The organism is Halococcus hamelinensis 100A6, from assembly GCF_000336675.1.
In the GTDB taxonomy this organism is placed as follows: Archaea; Halobacteriota; Halobacteria; order Halobacteriales; family Halococcaceae; genus Halococcus; species Halococcus hamelinensis.
In genome coordinates this window covers 45,352-64,958 of sequence record NZ_AOMB01000035.1, presented here as the reverse complement: position 1 = coordinate 64,958, position 19,607 = coordinate 45,352, and the positions used below count along the sequence as shown (strand labels likewise).

The following is a 19,607-nucleotide window of genomic DNA, read 5'->3' as shown; positions in this document are numbered from 1 at the left end:
AACTCGATTAGCCCCTCAGTGAGTTCATCGAGGAGTTCTCCAGAGCCTACGCGAGTCACTTATCCGTGAAGAAACTCGTCGGAGGTACCGTAACGCAACCGATTTTCTTCCCGCGCAACTCCACCGGGCCCAATTTATCAGGAAGTATTGGAGACCGCTCAAGCCGCTTCCGAGGAATCGTGCGGGCGATGATTTTCTGAAATCAAAGTATGACCGATCTCGTGATTGATACAGTCTCCCTATCATATCACGCAATAACTTATCTCTTCTACGAACGAGGTACTGAAATTTAACTCTCCATGTTCTATCCCACAAGACGGCAACATGGAATATTTTAATAGTAAAGTCTATCTGGGATACTGTGCGAATATCTTTGAGATCTCAAGATACAATTTTTGAGACTGTTCGTTGAATCCAAAAGCAGTTTGTATTGGTGATGCCAGCGAGCGATGAGTGTCGTCTTCCCCGGCGTAACCACTCGTATGGAAAGAAGCATCCCCGACTCGGTGTTATCCTCGTAGACGACCTCGGGTGTGAATTCACGCCACTGAATGGGGATGCGGGCGGAGGTCGTGTCGGGCTGGTGGTAGACAACGACACGTATCGATAGGTGCTTGAGTGTGACCAGCAGCCGTCGTGATGGCGAGTAAAACCATGGGTTTCGGGCAGCGATGTTACAATAGAATGAATAACCTTATAGAGACAGAACAGTGTAACAATATCATGGCAGATAGCTACCGGGTAGGGATGATTGTTCCCAGCTCGAACGTTACGATGGAAACGGAGATACCGGCGATGCTGCAAGCACGACCCGGGCACTATCAGGAGGATTTTACCTTCCACTCTAGCCGGATGCGAATGCAGAGTGTGACCCAGGAGGAACTCGAACGAATGGACGAACACTCCGAGGACTGTGCGACTCTTCTGTCGGATGCGCGGTGTGACGTTCTTGCGTACGCTTGTCTCATCGGGATAATGGCCCAAGGCCCCGGATACCACGAGGAAAGTGAGTCGAAGCTCCACCGGAAAACCGTCGAGAACGATGGTGCTGCACCCGTTGTCACGAGTGCTGGAGCGTTGGTGCGGGCACTCGAACGGTTGGAGGCCGAGAACGTAGCGCTCATAGCACCGTATATGGAGGACCTCACTCGAACGGTGATCGACTACTTCGAGCACGCAGGTGTCTCCGTAGTCGACTACGAGGCTCTCGAGTGCCCCGACAATCTCGAGGTCGCGAAGCTCGACCAGCGTAACCTCATGAATATCGCTGAAGGGCTCGACACGGACAGCGCCGATGCGCTCGTCCTCTCGTCGTGCGTGCAGATGCCCTCGCTTGCTTCGGTTCAAGCCGCCGAGGACAAATTCGGTCTTCCAACGTTCTCTGCGGCATCTGCAACGACCTACGAGATCCTCGACCGACTCGGTCTTAGCACCCAGGTCCAGGGCGCAGGACGTCTTCTCGACGGTGGAATGAACGAACAGAACCGACACCGATAGTGAACTGCTGACTAGTCCTTACGTCGCCATCGCACGTCGTAGAGAAACCCCCGAACCTCTCTGATGAGCCACACTTTCGAAACGAGGCTTCCATTGGACCGTCTGTCTGGTCTGCCGGCGGGATGTGCCACCTCAAAACGACGATGCTCCTTCGTCCATCGTTTCACTCACCGTCGGCCAGATCGACTAGGGCCGCAACTGCGTGTACACCCCGTTCCGGGGCTTGAAATGTCGGTACACCAAGCCTCTCCATTTCGAGGCGCTCGTCTTCGAGCGAGCCGGCGGGTCCTGCAACGGTGAAGAGGACCGGTTTGTCGACGTCTCTGGAAAGCGCTCCGAGTTCCTCCGTCGGATAGCCGAGCGAATCCTCGTAGATCTCGTAGACCACCAGTATATCGATGTTTTCGTCGCGGGCGACCACGTCGATCACCTCTCCAAATTCGGGTAGCGGTCGACCCGTATCGACTGGATTCCCCGTGTAAGTGATTCCCTGGAGGAGGTCGTCGATCCGCTCGTAGCTTTCGGGTGTGAGGTCCGGAAATTCAACGCCACGTTCGTCGAGCTCGTCGGCGATGATGATCCCGGGACCGGCCTGGGCTGTGACGATACCGACGTTTCGACCCCGGGGGCGCGGTGAATCCGCGATCACGCGACTCGCATCCAGCATCTCGGTCACGGACGAAACGAATACGACCCCCTCTCCGACGAGCCTCTCCTCGTAACTTTCGCGGCTCTGAATCGGGGCAGCGGTGTGCGAGCGAACGAACTCATCGATGTTCTCGCAGCCGACCTTGTAGATCACGATCGGTGTTTCCGCGTTCCGACAGGCGGCGATCGTGTTCTCGATGTCCTCGGTGCCCTCGATGTGAACGGCGATCGCTTCCGTCTGAGGGTCGTCGTCGAGCACCGGTATGAGGTCCGCGAACCCGGTATTCGCCCGGTTTCCGAGCCCGAACATCGTCGACACGCCGTACTCCTCCCTATCGAGCTGGAAGGACGAGGTGATACCGACCCCACCGCTTTGAGCGAGAAGCGCAACGTTTCCGGTCTCGATTTCGCGTATCTGCGGGACGAACGAACCGTAGAGACCGAGACGAGGAATACAGTAACCGGCCGTGTTCGGTCCCAAGACCGTCATATCGTGTTCTTCGGCCGTCCGGACGACATCCGCTTGGAGGTCTCGACCCGCTTCGTCGACCTCCGCGAAGCCGCCAGCGAAGATCACGGCCGCACCGACGCCGCTCTGGCCGCACTCTTCGAGGACTTCGGGCACGGTCGTGCTGGGAACACAACAGAGAGCCAGGTCCGCTTCGACGTCACGAACCGAATCGAAGAACTCGTACCCGTAGACACGTCCCGAACTGGAAGGATTGATCGGATACACGTCCCCGTCGTAGGACCGAATGTTCGTCATCGCGTCATTGCCGAGCTTACCGGGGGTTTTCGATGCACCGATGACTGCGATGCCGTCCGGGTCGAAGAAATCCGTTACTCCCATGGACGGACGAGGGCGAACGATGTAATATAATTTGGGGAGCGAGCGGTATGAGACCCTTCCAGTTCCCCTACAAGCGACGAGTAACCGAATCAGCTCTCGTACTCCAGATAGCGACGCCCCTCTTCGGTTTCGGCGAGCACGTTGTCGAAGATCGCGGCCTCCGTTTTGAATTTGTGGACGCTGTGGAGCATCGTGTTGTGGAAGTGAGATATCAGCACGCCATACTCGACGAAGAAGTCGTGTACCCACCGTTCCATCCGGTCATCCGTTCGAAATTGCGCAAGCATATGCCACTGATAACCGCTGTCTGCCGTGAAGAACATCAGTATATGCGGGTCGTTCAGTAGCACCTCGTAACACTCCTGCCAGTTTTCCGCGAACTCGGAGAAATCGAACGAGAGCCGGAACAGATAATGACGAAATATATCCTTGTTCGGGAGGATGGTCTTCCGGAAGATGCCTTCCTCGGACAGCGTTCGGAGTATTTCGTTCACACGATTGTGGGAAAGCGAGATCCCGTAGTTCTCCTCAAGAACGTCACTGAGTTCCCGAGTTGAAGCAGTAGGGTTGTCGACGCGTGCTTTGAGGATCGTGATGTCACGGGGTGACACATCGAGCGAATCGTTGTTCATCCAGTGAGACTCTCTGGAAGGTATCAGTAAAAAGTCGTTCGATGATGAGAGGGGTACAGTAGACTTATATCCGGTCCATCTGTAAAGGGACCGTCAATCGATGAGCTTTGTACGAACCTGGACCGTACGGTTCTCCGACACGGATCCCTTCGGTATCGCACATTACCCGCGGATGATAGACGCGGTTCACGAGACGTCCGATATGTTCATGGAAGCGATCGGGTGGCCGTACTGGGAACTCCACGACCGGCACGGACTGGGTCTCCCGCTCGTGTCTATGGACTTCGACTTCCAGGGGCAAGTAGCGGGTGGAGACGAGGTCGCGATCGGGTTAGAGGCGAACGTGGGGAACTCCAGCGTGGAATTCGACTACCACGCAACTCACGACGGCGAAACCGTCTTCGAGGGAACGGAACACCGTGTCTGTGTTCCAGTCGGCGCTGACCGAAGTGTCGCGGTTCCAGCGGACCTGCGGAGCGCACTCGAAGAGGGTGACCCCGATTCCCGGTAGATCCGCGGAGACAAGTGGAGTCCGAGGAGCCGGGCGTTGTAAACTCCGTTCACCCGACACAGTGGTCGCTCGATAGTCCGTTGGTCGTTGTATTCCCCGGTGGGTGGGAGTATGTCCCTAGATCAGACCCAGACTGGCAGCCGCGTGAGTCAGCCCAGCCGCGATAGGGATGAGTAGCGCGGTCCGGAGCACGAGCAGAACAGTGAGGTCACGAAACCGCATCGGGATGTCATCGAACATATCGACCATCATGGGGGCCGACGCAGCGAAGAAGATCGCCTGCGCACTCGTTACGATCACCACGAACGACTTCGTCAGAACGTCAGTCTCGACAGCGACCGTTGCACCCACGAAGTACTCACCGGCACCGGCGATGATCGCTATCGCAGCAGTCTCCGGGTCGGGGATGCCGAGAACGTCCATCACCGGAACGACCGGGGTTGCGAGGAGTTCGAAGACGTCCGTGTACGCAACGAGAAGGAGAACGGCGGTCGCTATCGTCATTATCGTACCGAGAATGGTGGCCGTGAGTTTCGTTCCATCGACGAACCCGTCGATCCCCGCTCGCAAGATCGACTTGCCCTCCTCGGCAGTCTTGACCCCTTCGTTGAAGGCGAACTGGAAGTAGTCCGTCACGGAGCCGGAGAACTTCGGCTCCGGGTCCGGCTTCGCGATATACTCCTCCGGAACGGTCGAGAGTGGTGGAAGACGGACGAGGATCACGGCCACGGTCAGCGTTGCGATCAGGTACAGGAGGAGTAAAACCGGGAAGATGTTCAACACACCGAGAATGGCAGCGACCGCACCGACACTCCCGAGGTTCGCCGTCGCAAAGCAGGTGCAGATCGCGAACACTTCACGTTTGTTGTACCCACCACGATCGAAGACGTTACGAGTGAGGTAGTATCCGATGCTGAACGAGCCGAGCCACGAGGCTGCACTGTCGAGCGCCGAACGACCGGGGAGATTGAATAGCGGTCGCATGACCGGCTGGGCCAGTGTGCCGATAAATTCGAGCCCTCCGAGCTCGGCCAGAAGGTTGACGAATATCCCCCCGATCGGAATGACGAGTACGATCGTAATCATGAGAACGTCCCAGGACGTACCGGCGATAGCGTCGGAGAGCAGCCAGTCCGGACCGACTTCGAAGAACATAGCTAGAGCCAAGGGTATCGCGACCACACGAAACGCCCAGAAGAGATTCGATGTCTGCCAGTAGCCCGGTTGGATGGAGTCGCCGAGACGTCCGTTCAGATCCACGATATCGTGCGAGTGGATCATCGATATGCTTGTCAGGATCGCACCGAAGAATATCACAAACAACACGAACAGCTCTACAGCGAGCAGGGACGTAGACTGTACGAATCCCAAGAGAACATCGAGCGGTATCGTCGTTTGCCCCTCGTACTGCACCGGAAAGAGGAAGAAAAACGCGCCGACGCCGAATGCAACGAGGAACTTCAGCGTCGGTTGGAGTCGCTTCTCGGTACGTTCCGTATCACCTATCGACTTCTGCTCAGGCGACACCGACTCTCCCGAGATGTGATCGTCATCTTGCCAGCTTTCGCTCCCGAACATAGAACGACGGACAGGTTCGTTAGCATTAAACATAACGATGGTATATGGGGATCGGCTCTTCGCCTACTACCGTCGCGTCGTGTTCGTGTCTCCGTCGAACCACGTTTCTGGCCTGGTGCGCCGATGACCGGTCTCCCTCCGACGTCAACGAAACCTCAGCCAACCGCAAGTACTATACTGTCACCTTCCCTCATTATTTCGCATGGAGAGCGGGACTACGGATGAGCCAGTACTGGTAGCTGGTGCCGGACCAGTTGGGATGTCAACCGCGCTTGCATTACACGCACGTGGGATCGAAACGGCCATTCTCGAGGCCGAACCCGAGGACCGGGACCGCTCCGGAAGCCGAGCTATCTACGTACACGGGTCCACGCTTCGAACACTCGAACGAGTCCATCCCGGACTCGGGACCGACCTCGTGGAGGAGGGGCTCGTCTGGCCGACACGTCGAACGATGTATCGTGGCAAAACCGTGTTCGACCGGACGTACGAATCGCCCGGGGGTTCCGGGGAGATCCCACACTTCACCAGCATCCCGCAGGTCGTCACCGAGCAGTATATGCTCGAAGCCCTGGAGGACGTCGGCGTCGATATCCACTGGGAGGCCGAGGTCGATTCGGTCTCCTCTTCGGCGGAGAACGTCCGTGTACAAACCGCCGATGGTCGAGAGTGGGAGGCTGAGTACGTAGTCGGTGCCGACGGTGGTGGGTCGACCGTCCGGAGTGAAATCGGGGCGGACTTCGAGGGTGATCAGTCCGAGAACGCCTTCATCATCGCCGACATAGCGGACGAACGGATAAACGACGACCATCCCGACCTAGAGCGCCTGTTTCACTACGATGCACCCGAAGCCGACGGCCGGAACGTCCTGCTCGTCCCGTTCGCTGGGGGCTGGCGGCTCGACATCCAGTGTATCGAGGGCGACGACCCCGAAAGACTCAGCAGTACCGAGAAAATGCGGGAGTTCGTCGGTGATATCATGGGTGAAGAGTACACCGATAGGTTGGATTGGGTGTCGTCCTACTACTTCCTGCAGGTCATGGCGGATACGTTCATCGACGAACACCGCCGTGTACTACTGGCCGGCGAGGCGGCCCACCTCCTGGCACCGTTCGGTGCCCGGGGAATGAACTCCGGGATCGCCGACGCCGATGAGGCTGCCTCGGCGATCACCGTGGCACTCAATGCACGTACTGCTGCGGTTGCCCGAGACGAGGTCGAACTGTTTGCCGCCCGTCGTGAGAAGGCTGCAGAATACAACCTCGAGGCGGCCGGACAGGCCCTCGAATATCTCCAGGGGGAGAACCCCATAACGATCCTTCGGAAGAAAGCGGCCGCCGAACTATCGGACCACTTCGAAGTGGCCGGGGAGTGGCTCGACGATGCACCGTACGGTCCCCACGGGTCCCCACCGATAGTATCGACCGGAAACTACTGAGTCGAGTTCTACGGCCCGTCGGTTCCCTCCGTTGGCGAAGTGTGTGCTGTCTTCAAGGAGACCATGTGCCTGCGTTTTCACCCCAGGTTCAGCCGTTTGGTAACCCAGTGGTCGCGAGCGGCCATCACCAGTGCCCTCTCGTCCGCGAAGTCGGTGGTCTCGGCTACGAACTCGTCCCACTCCCGATGGGCCACTCGTTCGAGTTCGTTCGCAGAATCGGCCGTACTCGGGCTTGCAGCGACCATCTCATCGAACGAGTCGAACTCGCTGTGTGACCGTACGAACGTATCGTCGAAGAGGTCCGTTATGGGGAGCTCCTCGTCCTGGTCGTAGACGTCGTCCGCGTCTGGGATCGAGTCACGTCTCCCCTGAGTCGCGTCGAAATTCGGTTCTAGCTCCATAGCTTCCGTTGGATTCGATTCCTTGTAAACCCACTCCATCCAGGTTCGCTCAGGGGCTGCACCGTGACGTGCGGAAAGCACAGCATCCGTTCGAGGTACGCCTTCTCCCCCGGTGTTTCAACCGATAAAACGAACCCCCGTCCACTATTTAGAACGGAAACTCACGGGGTTCGTGTTGAAGTGATATCCACTTCTTTTCGGTCACCTCGTCGAGAATGTCTTCGCTGTTGTACCCACCCACGCCCGAGGCTCCCGTCCCGCTGAACGGAACGTGCGCTTCGTCGTTGATGGGTTGGTCGTTGACGTGGATCATCCCGGTTTCGATCCGTTCAGCGATACGCTTCCCCGAAGCTACGTCGCCGGCGTGGACCGACCCCGAGAGACCGAATTCAGTGGCGTTGGCGAGTTCGACGGCCTCATCGACGTCCGAGAAGGGGATGATTGGTGCAATCGGGCCGAAATGTTCGTTGCAGGCAGCGGCCATGTCGTTGGAGACGTCGGAAAGGACGGTCGGCGCGACGACCAGCGAATCCTCCACATCGTCGAGCTCGACCGTCTCCCCACCGGTTTCGAGTGTCGCTCCGGCCTCGATCGTCTCTTCGACGTACCCGAGCATCTGGTCGCGCTGAGACTCGTCGATGATCGGCCCGACGGCTACTTGCTCGTGGGCGCTTCCTGCTGGGAGTTCCTGTGCCCGTTCGGAGAGTTTCGTCACGTATTCGTCGTAGACGTCCTCCTGTACCAGGTGGCGATTGATGGAGATACAGACCTGGCCCTGGTGCGTGAAACTCCCGAACACACCGGCATCGACGGCTGCATCGATATCGGCATCGTCCGTGACGATGTGTGCGTTGTTACCACCGAGCTCCATTGCGGCGACCGCGAGGTTCTCACCGGCAGACGCCGCAACACGGCGTCCGACCTCGGTCGAACCCGTAAACGCGACCACGTCGCTTTCGGGATGACCCGCGACACGGTCGCCGATGTCGGAACCGAAACCGGTGACGACATTCAGGATCCCCTCGGGCAGCCCTGCCTCTTCGAATAGACGCGCGAACAGCAAGCCCCCCACGATAGGCGTGTTAGTGGCCGGTTTGAGGACGACAGCGTTTCCAGCCGCGATCGCGGGCGCGACCGCTCGCATCGAGAGGTTGAGCGGGAAGTTCCACGGCGAGATGACCGTCACGACGCCCTGTGGCACGCGTTCGACGATGTTTTCCTTTCCGGGGATATTGGAAGCGGCATGCTCGCCTTTCATCCGCCGAGGAAGCGTCACGGCCTCGGCAGTCTGGTCGGTCGCCAGATGAAGCGACGTCTCTCCCATTCCACGGGTACCGCCCGCCTCGGAAGCGATGAGTTCGATTATTTCGTCTTCGTATTCGTCCAGCGATCCGAGCACCGCCCGGAGAACTTCCTCCCGACGAGCCGGCGGTGTCTCTCGCCAATCGCTCTGTGCTGCGGCGGCAGCCTCGTAGGCCGCATCGACGTCGGATTCGGTCGCGGCCGGTACGGTCGCTACGTTCTCACGTGTCGACGGATCCTCGATTTCGATCGTCTCGCCCCCGTCCGCCTCCCGCCACTCTCCGTCGATGTAGAGACGATTCCAGTCCCCGTCGATTCCGTGTGGTGATGGCTGTGATCGAGTCACACACCCGTGTAGTAATACGAGATGATTAAAGTTTACTATTGGTCTGCAGGATCGCCGTTCGGGCGGGGCTATGGGGCCGATGGCCGAAACGGGATAATTTATATGTCCGGCTCGTGGTGTGTCGGTATGCGACTCGTTAGATTCGACGACGACCGGCTCGGCCTGTTGAACGACGGCAGTATCGTTGACGTCACCGATCGGCTCGGTCTCCGGACGAACGACCCCCTCAAAGAGTACTGTCGCAATAGCCTCGATGCTCGCGAATACGAGGACGAAGAGCCCGACTACGACCTCGAGGAGGTCGCGATCGAGTCACCGGTACGCCGTCCGGGGAAGGTGATCGCTGCACCGTTGAATTACGAGAAGCACGTCGAAGAGGCGCTTGCGGACAAGGACATCGTCACCGATGAGTGGTTCACCATCGAGGATAAAGGCTACTTCCTCAAGGCACCATCGAGCGTCGCGGGGCCGGAAGACGGTATCGAACTTCCGTTCAACGACCGACGCGTCGACCACGAGATCGAACTCGGCTTCGTTATCGGCTCGGACATCAAGGACATCGACGCCGAGGACGTCTGGGATGAGATCCTGGGGTACACGATCCTTCTGGATGTCTCCGTTCGCGGTGACCAGGACCGTTCGAATCGCAAATCCTACGATACGTTCACCATCATCGGGCCGTGCGTCGCGACACCCGACGAAGTCGAGGACCCACACGACCTCGAAATGGAGTTGCAGCTCAACGGCGAAACACGCCAGCAGGAGAACACCGGCGGCATGATCTACAGCTGTGCCGACGTCGTCGAGTACGCATCCATCGGGACGACGATCGAGGCTGGCGATGTCGTGACCACCGGAACGCCGGCGGGAGTCAGCGCGATCACGGGCGGTGACGTGATCGACGCCGAGATCGAAAACGTCGGATCAATGACTGTCGAGGTCAGCGAACGCGACGTCGCGTTCCAAGACATAAACGTGCAGAAGAGCCAGCAGGACAACTAAGCCGGGCGGGGCTGTCGTTGCTGTCGCAACCTATGATATAGAATAGTTGTATAGCCAGCGCAGACCGTGGCGATTCTCTGGTCACGTACTTACGATGGTTGTGCTTCGGCGTATAGGTTGAACGCCTCGAATACCGGCCGGTCGGTCATGCCGAGGAGGGTCGCCTCGTCGTCGGGTTCGTGGTGGTGGACTTCGTTCGGTGGCACGACGAAGATATCCCACTTGTCCCATTCCAGTACCTTCTCACCCACGTGTGTCGCACCCTCCCCTTCGATGACGAAGTACACCTCCGTCGCGTTGTGGAAGTGCGGGTCGGTCGGACCTTCGGAGAGCAGTTGCGCCCTGAACGACATCGTCGGGAAGAGCGGCTCTTTCCCGGTGGCGGGATTGACGTACGCGAGGCTGTACCCGTCGTGTGGGTCCGGGTCGTCGTTCTCCTCACGCTGGCGGAGCGTTTCGAGCATTTCGTCCCACCCGAACCGATAGGGCGGTGTTGCATCCATGCGTCCCTCGAACGGCCCCGGGATCGACCCATCGGACTTCTCATCCGCCGGTCGACCGCCACCGTACTGGGAGTCCCAGTAGCCTTGGGTCTTCGTCACGGGTTGGCGTTCGAGTTCGTGATTCTCGAAAGCTTGACGTGCGTTTAACGAGTCGAGGACGAACGGCAGGTCGAGGACATCGAGCCACGCCGCGGTCTCGTCGGAGTCGTTCACGTGGTCGTGCCACTCCCACTGCGGTGTCGTCACGAGGTCGTTGTTTTCCATCGGGAACTCCTCGCCAGCCACGACCGTTTTCATCTCCTCGTGGCCATCTATCGCGAATCGAAGCGCGTTCGCCGAATGGCGATGTGCTGGAGCGGTTTCACCGGGTGAGACCGTCTGTACCCCGACGTAGATGGAGTTCGATATCGCGGTCGGTGTATTGATCGGCACGGCGACCCGACGCTGGAAGCCCGGTGGAAGGTCCGCGATGGGAACGTCACGCTCGATTCCATCGATGGCACGCTGGATGTCCTCCCACTTCCAGATGTCCGCCTCCACCGTGGGACGGGAGGTCCCCATCTCGTCTTCGACCTCCCAGAGGGGTCGCAAGTCGTGTTTCTCGAGGATATCCCGTGTCTCTGAACTCATCTCCAAGAGTTCTTCCGTATCTTGCTCCGTCTGAGCCATGTCAAATATACCAACCGCAGTCGCAATAAGTGTGTTGGGGACCTCGATCCGAGGCTACCACCGACTTTTTACTATGAGAGAGGTTCCTATTCCGACGGGTCTCGTGGTGGCTATGCCTCTGTATTTGCCTGTTTCTCGAATATTTCGCTCGACGAGTAAACGGAACGGCAGTCCTCACACACCATCTGGCCTTGGATGGCATACTCCCAGAGCTTTCCACCACAGCTCAGACAGTCGAAGTGGGCTCGAACGAACGGATCGGCTTCGGCGTAGGGATTGTCGAATTCAGCCATGAAAGTTCATCGTCAAGGAAGCCATAAAAGCATACCGCACACCCATCCAACAGTATCCGACCGGGAGTCGATGGTGCCTGTAGCCGGTCTTTCTATTCTTCTTCCCTGGATAGTATCTCGTCTCGTTTGATCTTTCCCGTATTGGTACGCGGGATCGACTCCGTGTTTGGACGGATATCGTACTCTCGCGGACGCTTGTAATCCGCGAGACCCGTATTACTTCGACAGAACTCATCGAGTTCCTCCCGGGAAACATCGCCATCGGTGATGACGACTGCACTAACGACGTTTCCCCAGTGTTCGTCGTCGGTCCCGTAGACGAACGCCTCTACTACGGCGTCGTGTTCGACGAGTGTGTGTTCTACCTCGACCGGATATATGTTCTCGCCACCGCTCTGAAACATGTTATCGACACGATCCACGATGAACAGATAGCCGTCCTCGTCGACCCGAGCGACGTCGCGTGTCCGGAGCCAATCGTCGAAGAACGAGCGTTTCTCCGCCTTTGGATTGTCGATATATCCTTTCGCTTTGCCGGGTCCACGCGCGATGACTTCCCCCCTCTCGCCGGCATCGACGGTTGCCTCCGGGTCGGGGTTTTCCCGGACCGGAGCGGGCTCAACGACGCGGAGCTCGTACGTATAGGATTCCTTCCCGATGGTCCCTGGTCGTTCGAGTTGCTCGCTCGGATGGGCGAAGCCGAGATTCGGTCCCGCTTCGGTCATTCCATAAGTGTTGTATATCCCTTCCGAGAGGAGGGCACTGGTTCTTTCGACGAGGGATTCACTGACGACCGAGCCGCCCGTCCGAATATATGAGAGCGAGTCGGTGTCGTATTCCGCGTTCTCCTGGACCTCGTTCATTGCGGCGAGTTGGGTTGGAACGGCCAGCAACCCGGTGGCGTCGTTTTCCGCTATCGATTCGAGGGTCGCTCTCGGGTCGAACTCCGAGCGAAGAAGGATCGTCGCCCCCGCCAGAAGATGGGGGTAAATCCAGGCATCACTACTGACCATGTGGTACCAGGGCGTGGCCATGACACCGATATCGGTCTTGTCGACACCGTGTTCCATCGTTCCCTGGATCGCTCCGTACCACAACTGCTCACTGTTGAACGGGACCGCCTTCGGGAGACTCGTCGTTCCGCTGGTGTAAAATACGCTGCATTGGCTGCCGACCGGGAGCGATGAATCGAGGTCCGACGATGGTTCCTCCAACGCTTCCTCGTAGGGTTCGACGATCGATGCTGCTACCTTCGAATCCCCGATGTGGAAGGCTACTTCGAACTCGCCTAACTCTAGCATCCTCTGGGCAGTCTCAACCGTATCATCGTCGAAGATGAGACCACCCACGTTGGCCGCTTCACACATACGAACGAGTTCCGATGCCTCTCCTCGGAACGGCAATTGAGCGGTAGCGGCACCCCTCTTGTGGCCAGCGATCATCGCCTCGATCACTTCCGGCCGGTTCCTGCTCAACACAGCACACGCAGCGTTCCCGAGACGCTCATAGAGTGTGTTTGCGAGTTCGTTGCTACCACGGTCTATCTCCCCATACGAGACTCGCTCCCCCTCGCTGGCGATGATCGCGGTTTCGGACTTGTAGCAACGCACTGTCCGTTCGAAGGCATCACGGAACTCCATGTATCGAATAGTACGTTTACCGATCATCATTAATGCTTCTGGTGGCGGGTCGGTAACCCCGAATCTGCGCGACTGTCTCGAGCTCGTCCGACTTTCGTCGGGTGAGTGAGCTACCACTTACCTTGGTAGAGACTCTCCGACATATCCGGATCAAGTCGAAGGGGAGCGCGAACGGATCTCTCGTTCATGGTTGTTCCAGACCGTCGCCTTCCCGGTCGACCGTTTTTCCATCCGAGGGAGCGACGTGTACGGACGCCTCCCGATGCTCGCGTTGTAGCCCGTCACGAGTAACTATCCGAAATAACCGAACAATTTATCACCAACAGGGTCGATCGTGTGCTATGGGCAAGACGACACAGCCGCTTCAAACGGTCGCCCGTTCGTTCGAAATCATCGATATTTTGTGGCGATTGAACGGTGTTGGACCGACGGAACTCGCGGAGTATATGGATATCCCTCGGAGTACTGCACACGACTATCTCCGAACGCTCGAATCGACCGGGTATGTCGTCCATACGGGGAACAGCTATCGGTTGGGATATCGATTTCTCGACATCGGGGGACGGCTAAAACACCGAAACCGCTTTTTCCACGTCGCGAGGCCCGTCCTGCAGACCCTGGCCGAAAAGACCGGTGAGCTACCGAACATTGGGGTCGAAGAGAACGGACGATGTGTGATCATCCATGCTATAGAAGGGGCCCAAGCACTCGAGTTGGGTATCTATCCAGGACTGACGTTGCCCATTCACTCCCAGGCTACCGGGAAGGCCATTCTCGCCAATCTCCCCGAGAAACGTCGCTCCGAGATAGTAGAATCGTGCGATCTGGAGCGGATGACCGAACATACGATTACGGACGAACGGACACTGGCGAACGAGCTGGCAACGATCCGAGAGAACGGATATGCGGTCGACTGGGACCAACAGGTCATCGGTATGGGCGTTATCGCGGCTCCCGTCTTCGTCGACGACGAGGTTTTAGGCGCTGTTGCGATCGTTGCTCCCACGGACCGCCTCAAAAAGGAGGACTATAGAACGGAACTCGTACAGAGCGTTCGTGAGGCTTCCAGCACTATCAAGATAAACTACGAGTATGGTCGATAGGTCGCGATCACTGATAGATACACATCGTCAGGAGTGAAGAAACGTCAATGAGGGAGTGTGTAGCAGCGCTATGCGTGTTACGTCGTGCTGTGTCGTGTCGATGTGTTCCGGCTATGATGCTATCTTGTCTACTACTTTCGTGAGTCCTCCTAGGCTGCTAATCGTGTCGTGTAGCTGGTGGTCTCGTTGTTCGATATACGGACCTCCACTCAAAATCGGATCTAGCACTATCATCTAACAGACCATCGCTATCAAACCCCCGCTTCGCCAAATTCCCAATCGTGTTCCTACCAAAAACCTATCTAATCGGTTGGAATCGACTGACTACACAGCTCGGCTATCGAGGCATCAAAGTTATGTAACAAACAATTCAATTCCGGTATAATCGAACACGGTCTCTTCGAGATACGCTGAAGCGGAACTCGATAGGAAGACCGTCGGTGGGAGTGGTTCGCAGAAGATCTCGCACAGGTACTGTTCTCATTCCCGGTGCCGCCGCTGAAGTAGTCAGTCCAGAAGTCTCCCAGCACCGTCTGATCACGAACAGTTATGCTGGTCGTGGGTGTGTCGCCACTGTGACGAACACCGATCCGATCCGTCGACTGGGCGTCTACGACTGGGGAACCCATCCGTGTCCGGCGAGCGCGCTGTCCGACGAACTCGCCGGATCCGACCTCGAAGTCGACGTCTGTGACCTCGATACTGTGGATGAGTTCGATGGCGTCGTGACCGTCTATCACCACGACGAATTCCTCAACGCGGTGGACTGGGTCCATACCATCCGGTCCGGCTACGACGATTTCCCGCTCGATGCGTACGAGGAGCGCGGGGTCATTGTCACGAACAGCACCGGGATCGCAGGTGATCTCGTCGCCGAGAGCGCGATCGGGTTGCTGTGTATGCTCGCGAAGGGCTTCCATCGATTCCGGGACGCTCAGGCCGAACACGAGTGGGGACGGCTCCCGTGGCGACGACCGTTCGAACTCGGTGAGAGCACGGCGTGTATCGTGGGCCTCGGCCAAATCGGGAGCAGCGTCGCCGCGCGCGCTGGCGTGCTCGGAATGGACGTCACCGGCGTCGACGTCCGTCCGGTATCGACGCTCGGCCTCGATCGCATCCACGATGTCGAAACCCTCACCGATGCTGTCCGCGACGCTCGGTTCGTGGTATTGACCACGCCGCTGAACGATGCGACACACGGCCTCGTCGATGCCGAGGTTCTCGCAGCGATGCGCGACGATGCCTTCGTCGTAAACGTCAGTCGCGGCGCGATCGTCGATGAAGACGCCCTCGAAGCTGCGCTCGACACCGGCGAGATCGCCGGCGCGGCGCTCGACGTCTTCGAAACCGAACCCCTTCCCGAGGGATCGCCGCTCTGGGACATGGAGGAGGTCATCGTCACCCCTCACGCCGCTGCCCAGTCGGTCACCTACGGCGAGCGCGTCGCGCGCCTGATCGAGACCAACGTCGGCCGATTCGACCACGGCGCGGAGCCGTGGAACCGGGTGGTCTAACGGTGCCTCACAACCTTTATCCGTGACATTCGCGAACCCATGCTATCCTGCGGGCGGGGGACGGACATCCCCGCCCGATGCGGCCAACCCATGACACCCCCACACACCCCGGACGACGGTGAGAGTACAGTCGCGGAATCAGTGCTTCGGTCGTTGACCGAGGGCGGCGTCGAATACGTTTTCGCGAACTTCGGCACCGACCACACACCGCTGATCGAGGCGGCCGCCCGGCTCCGCGATGCCGGCGAAGCCGACGCGTTTCCGACGTTCGTGCCGTGCCCGCACGAGTTCGTCGCGCTGTCGGCCGCCCACGGCTACGCGGCGGCCTCGGGCGAGCCCCAGGCGGTGCTCGTCCACGTCGACGTCGGTACACAGAACCTCGGTGCCGCGATGCACAACGCCCACCGCGCGAACGCTCCGGTGTTCGTGATGGCGGGGCTCTCGCCGGTTTCGGACGCCGCGAGCCTCGGGGGTCGCGACAACCCGATCCACTACGCTCAGGACGTCTTCGACCAGACCGCCGTCGTCGAGGAGTACTGCCGGTGGACCAAGGAGTATCAGCCGCCTGCCGACCCGGACGAGGTCGTGCGCCGTGGGCTCGAACGGACGATGGCGACCCCGCCGGGTCCCGCGTATCTCTCGTTCGGGCGCGAAGCGTTCGAGACCCGGGTCCCTACGACCGCTTCGCGGTCGCCCCGGCGGACGAGACCCGCTGGCGCGGACGAGCAGGCGGTCGAGGAACTCGCCGACCGAGTGCAGGAAGCCGACAAGCCGCTGGTGGTCACCAGCGATCCGGTCGGCGGGCTCGCGGACAACGGTATCGACGCGCTCGTCTCGTTCGCCGAAGCCGCCGGCGCGGGCGTTGTCGAGCGCAGCCCGTCGGCGCTGTGTTTCCCGCGCGACCACGACCTCCACGTCGGGTTCGACGCCCACGACGCGTTCGAGCATACCGACCTCCTGATGCTCGTCGAAACAACCGTCCCGTGGATGCCCGCCGAGACCGAACTCCCCGAGGACCTCACCGTCGTTCAGATCGACACCGACCCGACGAAGGGCGCTCATCCCCACTGGCCGTTCCGGGTGGACTCGACGGTGATGGCCGACCCCGCGGTCACCTTGCGTGCCGTCGCCGAACGCGTCGAAGCTCCGGCCGACACCGAGACCTGGACCGAACTCCACCACGACCGCATGGCCACCGCCGACGACCGGGTCGCGAGCCACCGCGATAACGACCGGCTTACGCCGGCGGTTCTCTCCGCCGAGATCGCCGAATACGTCGATGAGAACACGACGGTCATGGAAGGCGTGGTGACCAACCGCTCCGCTGCGCTCCACCAGATCCCGCTCTCGGAGCCGGGGTCGTACTTCTGGCGTGGCGGCGCGGGGCTCGGCTGGAGCGTTCCCGCGGGTATCGGCGCGAAGCTGGCACACCCCGAAAAACGGGTGGTCTCACTGATCGGCGACGGCGGCTACCTCTTCAGTAATCCTGCGTCGAGCGCGATCGCCGCCACGAACGCCGACGCGGCCACGCTTTCGGTGGTCTACGACAACGAGAGCTGGGAGGCGGTGCGGGAAGCGACGCGGAGCCAGCACGGCGATGGCGTCTCGGTCGCAAGCGGGGTTCCGGAGGGCGAGTACGGTCGGAGCGTGGACCTCTCGCGGATCGCCTCGGTCACTGATGCGTACACCCGTGTCGTCGGGGATATCAGTTCGCTCGAAGAAACCCTCCCGGAGGCGATCGAAACGGTCGATGCCGGAACCAGCGCCGTGCTCGACGTCAGGCTGGACGAATAACCACTCACGGGCGGCTGGTCAGTGATCGCAGAGTCCGTTCGTTGTTCGTCTCGCATGTGAGGTCGATTCATCCTCGTGTCATAACCCACAGTCCCACCCTCATGTCACAACCCTCAATTCCCAAAGCGTGTCGTGAAGCGAGTCGTCCAGTATCCCCGACTTTCGTTGATTCGATTTTCCCGGAGTCAAACGAGGCATAGCGAAGGATAGGCATTTAAAGACGATCAACACAGTTATTACCCTCAGGGACTTTCGTTTCGTATGGCACAGACGGATAGCCAGTCTCGGCGAGAAGAGGAGCTCGAGTCATACGAAGTGATCGACTGTGATTGCCACTACATGGAGTCGTTCACCGACGTCGCTGAGTACATGGAAGAGCCGTGGAAAACGAGGTTCGAGAAGAGCGGCTTCGACGAAAAAGGGGCGAAGCAGAACCTCAGCTCGTTCTTCCCGTTCTCGACGGGTGACCGTCAGGCGTACGGAAAAATAGACCGTGAGTACTCTTCTTACCCCGATGAACCGGAGACGCCCGAACGGATTCGGGAAGGCATGGCGTCGATCGGTGTCAACAAGACGCTCCTGATCTCGCATCTGGTTCTCGCGGGTGCCGGATCGACGGCCGACGACGAGCGACAGACCGCGTTCGCGAAGGCCTACGTCGAGTACATGCAAGAAGAGGTCCTGGATCCTGACGATGGCATCTTCGGATTAGCTCCTATTCCGTACTCCGATATCGATGCCTCACTCGAAATTCTCGACCGAGTCGAGGGGGAGGAAGCTTACAAGGGTGCCTGCTTCGTCACGGCCGGGGCGGCTCTTCCACTCGGGAATAGAAAGTACGACCCGTTGTACAAGCGATGCGAAGAGATGGACCTCCCCGCAGTTTTCCATACGGGAGGAGCAGGGCTCGACGAGTACGTACGGGGTGGATACGAGGAAATGATCGAGACGCATACGCTCGGTTTCCTCGAATCGAATATGTCACAGATAGTAAGCCTCGTCTGCCGTGGCGTACCGGAGAAGTTTCCGGACCTCGATATCGCGTTCATGGAGTCGGGTGTCACATATCTTCCAGGACTTATCGCTCGACTCGACGAGGAATACCTCAAGCGACCCGAAGAGGCTCCGATGTTGGAAAAGAAGCCCGGAGAATACATCACGGACTTCTACTACGGAACGCAACCGCTGGAGATCTCGGCCGATCCGGAGTTCTTGGCCAAGAGTATAGACATGGTCGGGACGGATAGCCTCATGTTCGCATCCGATTACCCACACTGGGACTATGACCGTCCGACCACCGTTCTTGACCTTCCGTCGCTCTCGGAGGAGGAGAAGCGAGCGGTTCTGCACGAAAACGCAGCAGAGGTGTTCGACCTTTGAGCAGTACATCGCTCGTCCACGTCAAACCGGAGGAGGAGTTTCAGGACGGAGACCGGGAGTTCGTCGAGATCGATGGTACCGAAGTCGGCGTTCTCCAAGTAGAAGGCGACTACTACGCACTCCAGAACTACTGCTTACACGACGGTGGGCCTGTCTGTACTGGTGACACTGGCAAGAAACTGGTCGCTGAGTTCGAAGAACCCGGCAAACGAGTGAACCGGGAGTTCGACGACGACGAATGTATCATCTCGTGTCCTTGGCACGGATGGTCGTACGAACTCGAGAGCGGAGAGCACCTCGCAAACAGCGATATCGTCCTTCCCACCTACGAAGTCGTCGTGGAGGACGGTATCGTGTGTGTCGGGGAGAGGAAGACGTAGCGGAAGGTCCTCTCGGCTGTCTTGTTCGCCCTCCGCTCTAGTTACTATACCCCTCTCTGACCGTCGTTGCTAACGACGTACACGTCCGTAACTGTCACCTTCTACTAGAAAGAACTAAGTCTCTCA

The 19,607-nt window shown here is 58.9% G+C and carries 17 protein-coding genes; 9 read left to right on the top strand and 8 right to left on the bottom strand.

From position 1 onward, the window contains the following. Nucleotides 1-723 precede the first annotated feature (723 nt). Nucleotides 724-1,497 (top strand): maleate cis-trans isomerase family protein, encoded by a 774-nt coding sequence (locus C447_RS12810; protein WP_079255019.1) that lies wholly within the window; start codon nucleotides 724-726, stop codon nucleotides 1,495-1,497. A gap of 163 nt (nucleotides 1,498-1,660) precedes the next feature. Here the strand turns inward: C447_RS12810 and C447_RS12805 are convergent, their stop codons facing one another. Next, nucleotides 1,661-2,995: a CoA-binding protein gene (locus C447_RS12805; protein ID WP_007694527.1), complete on the bottom strand. Its 1,335-nt coding sequence runs from the start codon at nucleotides 2,993-2,995 to the stop codon at nucleotides 1,661-1,663. 89 nt (nucleotides 2,996-3,084) lie between these two features. Then, complete coding sequence (locus tag C447_RS12800) at nucleotides 3,085-3,627, bottom strand: winged helix-turn-helix domain-containing protein (protein ID WP_049904489.1); 543 nt, start codon at nucleotides 3,625-3,627, stop codon at nucleotides 3,085-3,087. A 100-nt stretch (nucleotides 3,628-3,727) separates the two neighbouring features. On the opposite strand from C447_RS12800, the gene C447_RS12795 reads away from it, so the two are divergent. Beyond that, nucleotides 3,728-4,138: a thioesterase family protein gene (locus C447_RS12795; RefSeq protein ID WP_010612206.1), complete on the top strand. Its 411-nt coding sequence runs from the start codon at nucleotides 3,728-3,730 to the stop codon at nucleotides 4,136-4,138. 117 nt (nucleotides 4,139-4,255) lie between these two features. Here the strand turns inward: C447_RS12795 and C447_RS12790 are convergent, their stop codons facing one another. After that, nucleotides 4,256-5,716, bottom strand: coding sequence for a YjiH family protein (locus C447_RS12790; protein ID WP_007694522.1), 1,461 nt, complete (start codon nucleotides 5,714-5,716; stop codon nucleotides 4,256-4,258). Nucleotides 5,717-5,918: 202 nt separating this feature from the next. On the opposite strand from C447_RS12790, the gene C447_RS12785 reads away from it, so the two are divergent. Further along, complete coding sequence (locus C447_RS12785) at nucleotides 5,919-7,154, top strand: FAD-dependent monooxygenase (RefSeq protein ID WP_079255023.1); 1,236 nt, start codon at nucleotides 5,919-5,921, stop codon at nucleotides 7,152-7,154. 77 nt (nucleotides 7,155-7,231) lie between these two features. Here C447_RS12785 and C447_RS12780 read toward each other — a convergent pair whose 3' ends face one another. After that, nucleotides 7,232-7,555: a hypothetical protein gene (locus C447_RS12780; RefSeq protein ID WP_007694519.1), complete on the bottom strand. Its 324-nt coding sequence runs from the start codon at nucleotides 7,553-7,555 to the stop codon at nucleotides 7,232-7,234. 148 nt (nucleotides 7,556-7,703) lie between these two features. After that, nucleotides 7,704-9,203, bottom strand: a complete 1,500-nt coding sequence (locus tag C447_RS12775) for an aldehyde dehydrogenase family protein (RefSeq protein WP_007694517.1) — start codon at nucleotides 9,201-9,203, stop codon at nucleotides 7,704-7,706. A gap of 126 nt (nucleotides 9,204-9,329) precedes the next feature. Between C447_RS12775 and C447_RS12770 the strand changes: the two genes are divergently transcribed. Continuing rightward, nucleotides 9,330-10,205 (top strand): fumarylacetoacetate hydrolase family protein, encoded by an 876-nt coding sequence (locus C447_RS12770; RefSeq protein ID WP_029601864.1) that lies wholly within the window; start codon nucleotides 9,330-9,332, stop codon nucleotides 10,203-10,205. Nucleotides 10,206-10,294: 89 nt separating this feature from the next. Here C447_RS12770 and C447_RS12765 read toward each other — a convergent pair whose 3' ends face one another. From C447_RS12765 to C447_RS12755, 3 genes are all read right to left on the bottom strand, one after another. After that, nucleotides 10,295-11,338, bottom strand: a complete 1,044-nt coding sequence (locus C447_RS12765; protein ID WP_007694513.1) for a cupin domain-containing protein — start codon at nucleotides 11,336-11,338, stop codon at nucleotides 10,295-10,297. A 149-nt stretch (nucleotides 11,339-11,487) separates the two neighbouring features. Then, complete coding sequence (locus tag C447_RS12760; protein ID WP_007694510.1) at nucleotides 11,488-11,670, bottom strand: hypothetical protein; 183 nt, start codon at nucleotides 11,668-11,670, stop codon at nucleotides 11,488-11,490. 92 nt (nucleotides 11,671-11,762) lie between these two features. Continuing rightward, a complete protein-coding gene (locus C447_RS12755) occupies nucleotides 11,763-13,310 on the bottom strand; it encodes a class I adenylate-forming enzyme family protein (RefSeq protein ID WP_007694509.1) in 1,548 nt (515 codons plus the stop codon). 341 nt (nucleotides 13,311-13,651) lie between these two features. On the opposite strand from C447_RS12755, the gene C447_RS12750 reads away from it, so the two are divergent. The 5 genes from C447_RS12750 to C447_RS12730 all read left to right on the top strand — a co-directional run bounded on the left by C447_RS12750 (nucleotide 13,652) and on the right by C447_RS12730 (nucleotide 19,481). Next, nucleotides 13,652-14,413 (top strand): IclR family transcriptional regulator, encoded by a 762-nt coding sequence (locus C447_RS12750; protein WP_007694507.1) that lies wholly within the window; start codon nucleotides 13,652-13,654, stop codon nucleotides 14,411-14,413. Between the two features lie 575 nt (nucleotides 14,414-14,988). After that, nucleotides 14,989-15,927, top strand: coding sequence for a D-2-hydroxyacid dehydrogenase (locus tag C447_RS12745; RefSeq protein WP_007694505.1), 939 nt, complete (start codon nucleotides 14,989-14,991; stop codon nucleotides 15,925-15,927). Nucleotides 15,928-16,017: 90 nt separating this feature from the next. Further along, nucleotides 16,018-17,721: a thiamine pyrophosphate-requiring protein gene (locus tag C447_RS12740; protein ID WP_010612235.1), complete on the top strand. Its 1,704-nt coding sequence runs from the start codon at nucleotides 16,018-16,020 to the stop codon at nucleotides 17,719-17,721. A 261-nt stretch (nucleotides 17,722-17,982) separates the two neighbouring features. Further along, complete coding sequence (locus C447_RS12735) at nucleotides 17,983-19,101, top strand: amidohydrolase family protein (protein ID WP_007694501.1); 1,119 nt, start codon at nucleotides 17,983-17,985, stop codon at nucleotides 19,099-19,101. Then, nucleotides 19,098-19,481 carry a Rieske (2Fe-2S) protein gene (locus C447_RS12730; protein WP_007694500.1) on the top strand — a complete coding sequence of 128 codons (384 nt, stop codon included), beginning with the start codon at nucleotides 19,098-19,100 and terminating at the stop codon, nucleotides 19,479-19,481. Before C447_RS12735 ends, C447_RS12730 begins: the two co-directional genes overlap by 4 nt. Nucleotides 19,482-19,607: the final 126 nt, after the last annotated feature.